General features: G+C 48.8%; 7 protein-coding genes and 1 pseudogene. All 8 read right to left on the bottom strand.

Annotated elements, in window-relative coordinates; genetic code table 11:
• Positions 1-218: pseudogene (locus tag AAIG11_RS12115) on the bottom strand (IS21 family transposase); the annotation flags it as partial.
• Between the two features lie 160 nt (positions 219-378).
• Positions 379-1095, bottom strand: coding sequence for an RloB family protein (locus AAIG11_RS12110; RefSeq protein ID WP_343186502.1), 717 nt, complete (start codon positions 1093-1095; stop codon positions 379-381).
• Positions 1096-1097: 2 nt separating this feature from the next.
• The gene (locus tag AAIG11_RS12105; RefSeq protein ID WP_343186501.1) at positions 1098-2576 is read right to left on the bottom strand and encodes an AAA family ATPase; all 1479 of its coding nucleotides are present in this window, start codon (positions 2574-2576) and stop codon (positions 1098-1100) included.
• A 119-nt stretch (positions 2577-2695) separates the two neighbouring features.
• Positions 2696-4048, bottom strand: a complete 1353-nt coding sequence (gene dsdA / locus AAIG11_RS12100; protein WP_425499422.1) for a D-serine ammonia-lyase — start codon at positions 4046-4048, stop codon at positions 2696-2698.
• Between the two features lie 47 nt (positions 4049-4095).
• A complete protein-coding gene (locus tag AAIG11_RS12095) occupies positions 4096-5190 on the bottom strand; it encodes an NAD(P)H-dependent flavin oxidoreductase (RefSeq protein ID WP_343186499.1) in 1095 nt (364 codons plus the stop codon).
• 296 nt (positions 5191-5486) lie between these two features.
• On the bottom strand, positions 5487-7505 hold the full coding sequence (locus AAIG11_RS12090) for a TRAP transporter permease (protein ID WP_343186498.1): 2019 nt from the start codon (positions 7503-7505) through the stop codon (positions 5487-5489).
• Positions 7469-8065, bottom strand: a complete 597-nt coding sequence (locus tag AAIG11_RS12085) for a DUF1850 domain-containing protein (protein WP_343186497.1) — start codon at positions 8063-8065, stop codon at positions 7469-7471. The genes AAIG11_RS12090 and AAIG11_RS12085 overlap by 37 nt, the downstream gene beginning before the upstream one ends.
• 147 nt (positions 8066-8212) lie before the next feature.
• Positions 8213-9253 (bottom strand): TAXI family TRAP transporter solute-binding subunit, encoded by a 1041-nt coding sequence (locus tag AAIG11_RS12080; protein WP_343186496.1) that lies wholly within the window; start codon positions 9251-9253, stop codon positions 8213-8215.
• Between the last annotated feature and the right edge of the window lie 12 nt (positions 9254-9265).

Genomic DNA, 9265 nt, shown 5'->3' with positions numbered 1-9265 from the left:
GCTGTATGACTTTGCTTTTTCAAACCTTCCGCTTCATCCTGATCCAGGCACTCTTGGATGAAAGCGCGGATTTCTTCCGTCACAACGGATGATATTCGTTCATAGGGTTTGCGCTCCCAGGGGACATAGTTGCCTTCGCAGTATTTCTTGACTGTATTTCTGGAGATGCCTAATGTTCGGGAAATTGCTCGTTGTGTCATACCTTCTTGGGTAAACATATGTCTGATTTGACCATACAGATCCACGTCCACGATCACACCTTTCACACTCCAATCAATTGATTTGATACTTTCAATTGTATAGGAGTTTGGATTAGGTGGCTCACTTTTTCATCAGCACAACTTATCTGGTGATTTTGGAGAGTGGCTCACTTTTTCATCAGCACAAAGCTTGTTTTTGGCTCACTATCAGATTAGCATAGGCAAAGACACCAACATTCGATCCAATCTCTGTTGCCAAATTTAAAATATCCTGCTCGATTGACTTCTCTTGCATGATTGCAAGGTCAACACCGTCTTTTAACTTATTGAAAAAAGAACCCGATTTAGGATTGGATCCTGAGATTTCAGAAAACAAGTCGCTGGTAAAAGAATGTGCTCTACTTATCTTCTCATTTTTAAATAGTTTATCCTTATTGGGTACAACATACTTTTCAATGGCATCTTCATAATGCAAAATTAGCCACAATTCAAAGCACGGACTGGTCACTACCAGAATATTGTCAACGCTTGATTTTTCAATAAAATCAACATAGTGCTCCGCGCTTTTATAACTATCTCGGTCGAACACAATAACAAATCTATCAATGCCTTTATCAAATTTTTCGTCGTGTTTTAATAATTTTTTCTTGTCTTCAATCAATTCCAGCAATTTTATAGGATGACTGAAACCGCTGATATCACCTTCTTTGTGAAGGATGACCAGCTCGATTTGACTGTTAATTCCGAGCTCTTTTCGATTGTTATTAATGCCTTGAAAATACTTTCTCTCTGTATTCGCACCTTCGAATATAACATAATATCTTCTTAGTGCTTCAATTTCAAGTTCTTCTTCAAATCTTGATGTCATTGACCTGTATTCTCTCAGTGGGCTCATTTTTATTCACCCACTTTGTTAAACAAGTTCTTAAACACTGGCACTGCACCATATCTTCCTTCCAAGTACGCTTTGCTCAGTTTTTTATCATACCGCTCCTTAAAACGATCCAACGAATAAAGATGTGAAACATTGTCTTTATTTCTCTCAACAAACCAGATTTCGTCACGTCTTAAAAGCTCCTGATCCATAATGGTAGATTCATGAGTTGAAATAATAAGCTGCGTGTTATTCTCCTCAAGATGCTCAAAAAAGAGTTCCAAGAACTTATACGTCAGCTTTGGATGTAGGCTTCGTTCTAACTCATCTATTACATATACCTTATTTTTTTCATTGCTGATTAAAATGTCTAATAAGTCAAACAGTCTTCTTGTCCCATCAGACTCTTCAGAGAACTCAAAGTCACTAGTAGCATTACCATGCTCCAGCATGATCGTCGTAATGACTGGGTCTTCACCCTTTGAGCCCTTTATGTTATAGAAAGCTGTATTGGTTCTTAGAGACGTCATGACTTCCATATTATCTTCAGACTCTTCAAGTTTGTTTTTGAAGGATTTCAGAACATCTTCAGCTATTTTCGTAGGTATTTTACTTTTCAAGTCGGAAACTGATATTTCCTCAATTTTAACTTTCGATATTCCCGTGTCAAAAAATTCAATTATTTCATTGATTCTATCACCTCCACTATCACCAAAAAAATATTCAAAGTGAGTAATGGGTTGGTCAGGGACTATCGTTACAAGATCCTCATCAAACCATTCAAAAACATCTCTGAAAAAGATCAGCTTAGACTCTTTATTCATCTTTTTATTTCTGTTCATTTCTTGTATAAATAAACCCGTTTTATTGTCTTCAAAGTCTATCTTATAGGTTTTAAAACGCATAGCGTCAATTTCATCGAGAATCAGATTTTCTCCAAGTTCGAATCTGTTGGTATCGGTTTCTCGTTCAAAAAGCATTTTTTGAGTGTCCTTTCCCGGCAAAAGCTCATAGAGCCATTCTGATTTAATCATCTGCTCACTCATTAAAAGACTAAAGCCATAGGCATAAAATTTACCATTTTTGAAAATTTCAAATTCAAATCTACTTTCTTTTTCTTGATTTTCAGAGAAAATTCTACAGTACATTTTACTGGATTCCATAGGGATTTTTTTCGTAATCACGTGCTTTGCAAATCGAATTGCATCAATTATGTTCGTTTTTCCTGAAGCGTTTGCACCATATATAGTCGCGTTTCGAAGCACAGACACCTTGTCCAAATCAATCACATGTTCTCTATTCGTTTTAAGTTTTTTAGCTGGAATCATCACCAGCTCTTGCCTATCGTTAAAGGATTTAAAGTTCTCGACGCTGAATCTTATAAGCATCACGCATGCCTCCTTAAGAGATTTTTTCTCTTTATCATTGTTACTCTCATTATAACCCCATTTTATTCCACTGTCAAAGTTAGCGGGATAATCAAGTCCAAAATAGCGCGCCATTTCCTCGGTAGCATTTCTGATTGAAAACGCCCTGAAGATCGGTTTTGCAGCCGATGTTCAGGGCGTTTTTGTTCAGTGATCTTTTATATTTAACGCACTTTTAATGTGGTTGATGTTTCTCATGTGGCTGGTGACGGTTCAGCAGCCTTTGCCAGGTAGCCGGCCATTTCCGATGCCGGAACCATACTGCCGCCGGTGGCCCATACCAGATGGGTGGCCTGGTGCATTTTTTCCTGAAGCTTCTGTTCAGCCAGCCACTGGGTGGTTTCCGGCAAGCCCATCAGTTGAAAGGGACCGGGCATCCCCGCCAGAGCAGACGGTTCCAGTTGAAGGTCTTCTGTTTCATCCAGCATAGCCAGCAACTGAAAGAGCATCTCGTCTGTCACGGTGTAAGCGCCTGCAAGCAGTGGTTTCATCATGGTGCACACCAGTCCGGAGGGACATCCCACCGCCAGACCGTCGGCGGCGGTGCAGTTATCCAGTCCGAAATCCTGGACACAAACGGCATCATGGGCCCCGGTGAGCAGGCCCAGAAGCACCGCCGGGGAATGAGTGGGTTCTGCAAAAAAACAATGCACATGATCCCCAAAAACCATCTTCAGTCCAAAGGCTACTCCTCCCGGGCCGCCTCCCACTCCGCAAGGCAGGTACACCATGAGGGGATGGTCAGCATTGACGGCGATGCCTGCCTCTTGAAACTGTTCCTTCAGCCGCAGGGCTGCCACCGCGTAACCCAAAAACAACGACTGGGAATTTTCATCATCCACAAAGTAACTGGCATGGTTCAGTGCCGACTCACGGCGGCCGGAGGCCACCGCCAGGCTGTAATCACTGGCATATTCACGCACAGTGACACCCCGCTCCCGCAACAGGTCTTTTTTCCACTCCCGGGCATCCTGAGACATGTGAACCGTCACCTGAAAGCCCATGCGGGCTCCCATGAGGCCGATACTCAAACCCAGATTTCCCGTGGAACCCACCTCTATGCGGTACTGGGAAAAAAACGCTCTGGCCGGGGGCGTGTCCAACACCCGGTAATCGTCATCAGGGTGCAGCAGCCCCCCATGGAGAGCCAGGGTTTCAGCATGGGCCAGCACCTCATAGATACCGCCCCTGGCTTTAATGGAGCCGGAAACCGGCAGGTGGCTGTCCAGCTTCAGCCACAGCTGCCCCGGCAATGATGCCATGAAAAATGTTTCGCCCCCCTGCTGCATGCGGGGAATGGCGCGAAGCGGTGATTCGATGATCCCTTCAGAAACTTTCAGCTCTGGAAATACCTGGGCCAGGTAAGGCGCAAAGCGGTCCAGTCGTCGGGAGGCTGCCATCATATCTGCCATTTGCAGCGGAAGATCCGGCAATGCTTTGGCGGTGGGGATTCGGTTGGGATTAAGCCACCAAAGGGGCGTCGCTTCTGTAAGGGGTTTTAATAGAGGAAGGGCTTCCAACCACTGTTCACGGGTTTTTCCAAGAATCATGGGACCGCCTCCTTTTTCTGTGTTCTTCAACACCTATGCTATCATTATCCTACGCCTACATCCGTGGCCAAAGCCTCTTCAGTTTCAGAAACCAGTGTTTCCATCAATGCCTTCACCGTGGTGATACCTTCAATGCGCCAGGCACTGCTGCCGGTGAAGATCAACCCTTCATCCAGGTTTCCCTGTACTGCCCGTATAAGCGCATCGGAAATGCAGTAAGGGGTTTCAGCAGGATTGCAGGGTTTCAGGCAGTTGGAACACCGCTCTGCCGGCACCCGCACTTGCCGCGTTTTTTCCATAAACGCGTTGATCACCGCCCGGCCCGGCATGCCCACAGGACTCAGCACCAGGTCGATGGTTTCTTTTACTGACTTCACGTAGGCTTCCTTAAAGCTGAGGTGGGCGTCACATTCTTCAGTGGCCACAAAGCGGGTTCCCATTTGAACACCGGCAGCTCCCATGTTCAGAAACCGGGCAATATCAGCCCCGTTGAAGATCCCGCCGGCGGCAATCACCGGGATTTTTTTGCGGTATTTTTCTTCGGTGGCTTTCATGGCTTCCAGTACATCCCGCACCAGGGTTTCCAGCTTAATGGGTGGGGTCTGCGTCAGTTCCTCCCGGGAGAATCCAAGATGACCGCCGGCTTCCGGCCCTTCCACAATCACCAGATCCGGTGAAACACCATGCTTACGGTCCCACATTTTGGCAATGAGGGCGGCGGCTTTACCTGAAGATACAATGGGTGCGATTTTGGTGGCCGACCCTTTCACAAGACCAGGCAGCTCTGAAGGGAGCCCTGCACCGGAAATAATCAGGTCAATTTTTTCTTCCACGGCAGCTTTCACCGTTTCTTTGTAGTGGTTGATGGCTGTCATCACATTGAGGCCAATGACCCCTTGGGGGCTTAACTCTTTGGCGGTGCGAATATGCCGCCGCAGGGCCCGTTCATTGGCCGCCTGGGTATTGGTGGCAAAGTCAGGCTCGTCAAAGCCCATTTGAACCCCAGCCATGACACCCACACCACCAGCATTGGCCACAGCTGCCGCCAGCCTTGAAAGAGACACCCCCACGCCCATGCCTCCCTGAATAATGGGTACCGGTACTGTCAGATCGCCAATGGTCAGTGGCGGTATTTTCATGTCATCGTCTCCTTGTCATCAATTCGTTTTTCGGCCTGTTGCCGTGATAGGTTCATTGTATCAGATTTGAATGTAAAAATAAAGTAGCAACTATTAAGATCTGGTCATAATTTTCATCAAATCATTAATGGTGTCTTATTTTAGCACCTCATTGGCGGTGACTCAGTGATCGTTCTCTTTAAATCAAAAAATATCTCTCTAAAAAAAACACCCGGCAAATGCCCGTAACAGGCTGCCAGGTGTTGCTCTTCACAGTTGTTTTGAGTGTCGAAAGCACTTGTGGACGCTGATGATCGTCATGATGAAGCGGAGGCGGCTGCATTGCGTTTTTTATTGCGCAGGTACAGCAGGCCATACACCACCACCACAATCACAATTCCTCCCACGTTGGTGACCATTCGTGGATCAATGAGCATCAGGCCGCCGGCTGCCAGCAGCAGCCGAGTCAATGGACCAATGCGTTCATTGGCAAACCCGCTGACACCCATGGCAATGGCGTACATGCCGATAAGAGCAGTGGCAAGGGAGAAGGCAAGGGAAACGGGCGCCCAGTCCACCAGTACCAACTCAGGATGCATGGCAAACATGTAAGGCACGAGATAAGCGGCAAAGGCCAGTTTGGAGGCTTCAACGCCGGTTTTAAAGGGATTGGAGCCGGCAATGCCTGAACCGGCAAAGGCGGCCAGGGCCACGGGAGGTGTGATATCGGCAATGATCCCAAAATAGAACACAAAGAGATGGGCGGCAATCACCGGAATCCCCAGCTCCACCAGTACCGGTGCAGCAATGGTGGCCTGAACGATGTAGTTGGCGGTGGTGGGCATGCCCATGCCCAGAATAATGGAGGCAAACATGGTGAACATCATGGCCAGATAGATGTTTCCGCCGGAAAGTAGCAGTATTCCTGTTGAAAACTTGACTCCCAGACCAGTGAGGGTGACAATGCCCACAATGATTCCGGCAGTGGCACAGGCCATGACCACCGGCAAAGCAGACCGGGCCCCTTCTTCCAGCCCTTCAACAATTTCGATCAGCTTCATTCGGGTATCTCTTCGAATAAAGGAGACGGCAATGGCAGAAATAATGGCAAAGAGGGCCGCCCGCATGGGGGTACGTCCCGATACGAGCAGGTAAACAATGACAAAGATGGGCAGTGCCAGAAACCATTTTTCTTTGATGAGACGGAAGGGGTTGGGAAGCTGATCCCGGGAAAGACCCTTCAAACCTGTTTTTTTGGCTTCCTGGTGAACCATCATGAACACGCCGGTAAAGTAAAGAAATGCAGGAATAGCTGCGGACAGGGCAATGGTGACATAGGGCAGGCCGGTGAATTCTGTCATGATGAAGGCAGCAGCTCCCATCACCGGCGGCATCAGCTGACCACCAGTGGAGGCGGCAGCTTCTGTTGCGGCGGCAAATTCAGGCCGGTAGCCAATACTTTTCATGAGAGGTATGGTGACAGAACCGGTACCAACAGTATTGGCAACCGAACTGCCGGAGATGGTTCCCTGACTGGCACTTGCAATGACTGCCGCCTTCGCAGGGCCACCCGTGGAACCACCGGCAACCCCCATGGCCAAATCAGTCAGCCAGTCGCCAATGCCTGTTTTTTTCAAGTAGGTGGCAAAGACCAGAAAGAGAAAGATAAAGGTGGATGACACACCGATGGGAATCCCTAAAATGGCTTCTGTGGACATCCACATATACGTGGCAATTCGTTGAATGCTGTAACCCCGGTGGGATAAAAATCCGGGGAACATGGGACCCAGATAGGCGTAGAGCAAAAAGACAGAGGCAACCGTCACCAGCACTGGTCCCGCGATTCGCCGGGTGGCTTCAAGAACCAAGAGCACTGCGACGATGGAGACTACGATGTCCAGCTGGGTATAGGCACCTGCACGATGAATAATCGCCCTGTAGTTCAGGATGTGATAAAAGGCGACATAGGCGCCCGCAGCGGCAAATATGTAATCGTACCAGGGAACCTTGTTTCCCTTAATGGCTTTTCTCATGGGATAGAGAATAAATACAAGAAACAGGGCAAACCCCACGTGCTGACCCCGCTGAATGGTGGTGGGGTACACTCCGAAGGCCGCTGTGTACAACTGAATACAGGACCAGGCGATGGCCACCACGGTGATGATCTTGCTGAGAATGCCGGCGAGACGGCGGTAGGCAAACTCCCGGTCGAACTTTGCCTTGATTTCTTCCTGCTTGGCTTCGTCTATTCCTCCCGCAATGAGAGTTTCCACCGTTGGTTCTTCTGTCTGGGATTCCTCTATGCGGGTTCCTTGCTTATTTTCGTTATCAGCCACAGTCTTCCCTCCTCAAACAAGTACTGTAATGCATTGGTCTGTCGCGGATGAATGGTGATGAAGCCTCCCGGACGCGACAGTTCCTGAAGGGGGATGGTCTTGTGACGAATCACCAGTGTATGATCGGCCACCATTTGGCCGATGCGCACCGGTAACGCTTCAAAGACCATGTCATAATTATAAACTCGAAACATGCCGTTCTTGATTTCCCACAAAGTGCTGCCTTCCGGCCCGGATGGCAGGTTGGGGCCATGCTCGTTAAAAAGCATTTCCTCAATGCCAATGGTCAGATCGTCATTGAGCCGGTAGACTTCTGTCACCGGCTGTCGGGTGACGGAATGAGTCCAAATAATGGTAAAGGTTTCACCCTTTTCAATGGGATACTGTGCCAAACGTGTGATGGATGATGGTTGCCGCTCTTCTTCATAAATCTGCAGCACCGCCACCGGCTTCAGGCGAAGCAGCAGCATGATGAACATCAGCCCTGCAATCAGCAGCCACCGCGGCTTCAGCTGCATTGCCTGCCGCTGTCTTTCGTTGTATGTCTTCAGGTTGCTCATTGAGATCAATGGTCCCTTCTCATAGACACCCTTTCGCCTCAACTAAAGTGGAAATTCATGAAAAGACCTCCGGGCGGTGCTGCCGCCCGGAAAAGTCTAAAGTCTTAAGAGTCTGATCTGCCAGACTGCATCAAAGCTGTTTTCCCGTTACATCATACCCTGCTCTTCATAGTAGCGTACAGCACCGGGATGAAAGTCTGTGGTAATCCCGTTCAGGGCATTCTCCAGCAAAATCTGGCTGCCGGTCTGGTGAGAACGGGTGATGGCATCTGTCTCTTCGTACATGTTTTTGACCAGATTATAAACCGTTTCTTCATCCATGTCATCCCGCACGTAGAGAACTGCCTGCAGGGCGATGGTGTGAATGTCAGGATAGTCGGTGCCCCGATAGCTGTAAGTACCGGCGGGAATCACCCAGGGTGCAATAAGGGGGAAGGAATCCTGCAAAGCTTCCAGTTCGTCACCGGTGATTTCCAGGAAGGCCACTTCCCGAACCGTCAGCAGGTCAACAATGGCTGAAGCCGGCGCGCCAAGAACGTTCCAGGCCGCATCCACATGGCCGTCTTTCATTTTATCAACCGCATCACCAAAGGTGTCGTTCACAACAGTCATTTCACCTTCACCAATGCCATAAGCTGCGAAAATATGGGGTGTGGTGGCAGCGGTTCCGCTTCCTGGAGGGCCGCCTGCCACGGTTTTGCCAATTTGATCGCGCATGGTGAGCACACCGCTCTCCACCAGGCCGACACCCTGAATGATTTCAGGATAGACAACGCCCACAGCCCGGAATCCCTGAACAGCGGTTCCGTCAAAAGAACCCTGTCCCAACCAGGCATCTTCAGCAATGTTGTTCATGGCCAACACAATATCCGCATCCCTGGTATTTAGCAGCCGCAGATTTTCCACGGAGGCTCCGGAAGGCTGAATGGTGACGTTCACATTGTCAATGTTGTCGTTCCACATGGCTGCAATGGCACCGCCCAGTGGGTAGTAGGTACCTGCTGTTCCGCCGGTGGCAAAGAGAAGTTCCTGAGATCCTGCAGAAGCTGCTGGTGCCGGAGCCGCAGCTTCTTCCCCATTTTCAGGTGCGGGTGCCGGCTCAGAAGCCCCACCGCCGCCACAACCCGCCAACATCAGGCTGAGTACCAATACCAGGGTCAATAACAAACTTACATGTCGCTTTTTCATAAAATCCCCCTT

This window comes from Anoxynatronum sibiricum, assembly GCF_039414295.1.
In the GTDB taxonomy this organism is placed as follows: Bacteria; Bacillota; Clostridia; order Peptostreptococcales; family Tindalliaceae; genus Anoxynatronum; species Anoxynatronum sibiricum.
The sequence above is the reverse complement of the archived record's forward strand: the minus strand, read 5'-3'. Positions and strand labels throughout refer to the sequence as shown.

What these genes read in the sequence shown, in the direction of transcription:
- AAIG11_RS12110 (WP_343186502.1), bottom strand. Translation starts at nt 1,095, where the DNA reads ATGAGCCCACTGAGAGAATACAGGTCAATGACATCAAGATTTGAAGAA.
- AAIG11_RS12105 (WP_343186501.1), bottom strand. Translation starts at nt 2,576, where the DNA reads ATGGCGCGCTATTTTGGACTTGATTATCCCGCTAACTTTGACAGTGGA.
- AAIG11_RS12095 (WP_343186499.1), bottom strand. Translation starts at nt 5,190, where the DNA reads ATGAAAATACCGCCACTGACCATTGGCGATCTGACAGTACCGGTACCC.
- AAIG11_RS12085 (WP_343186497.1), bottom strand. Translation starts at nt 8,065, where the DNA reads ATGAGCAACCTGAAGACATACAACGAAAGACAGCGGCAGGCAATGCAG.
- AAIG11_RS12080 (WP_343186496.1), bottom strand. Translation starts at nt 9,253, where the DNA reads ATGAAAAAGCGACATGTAAGTTTGTTATTGACCCTGGTATTGGTACTC.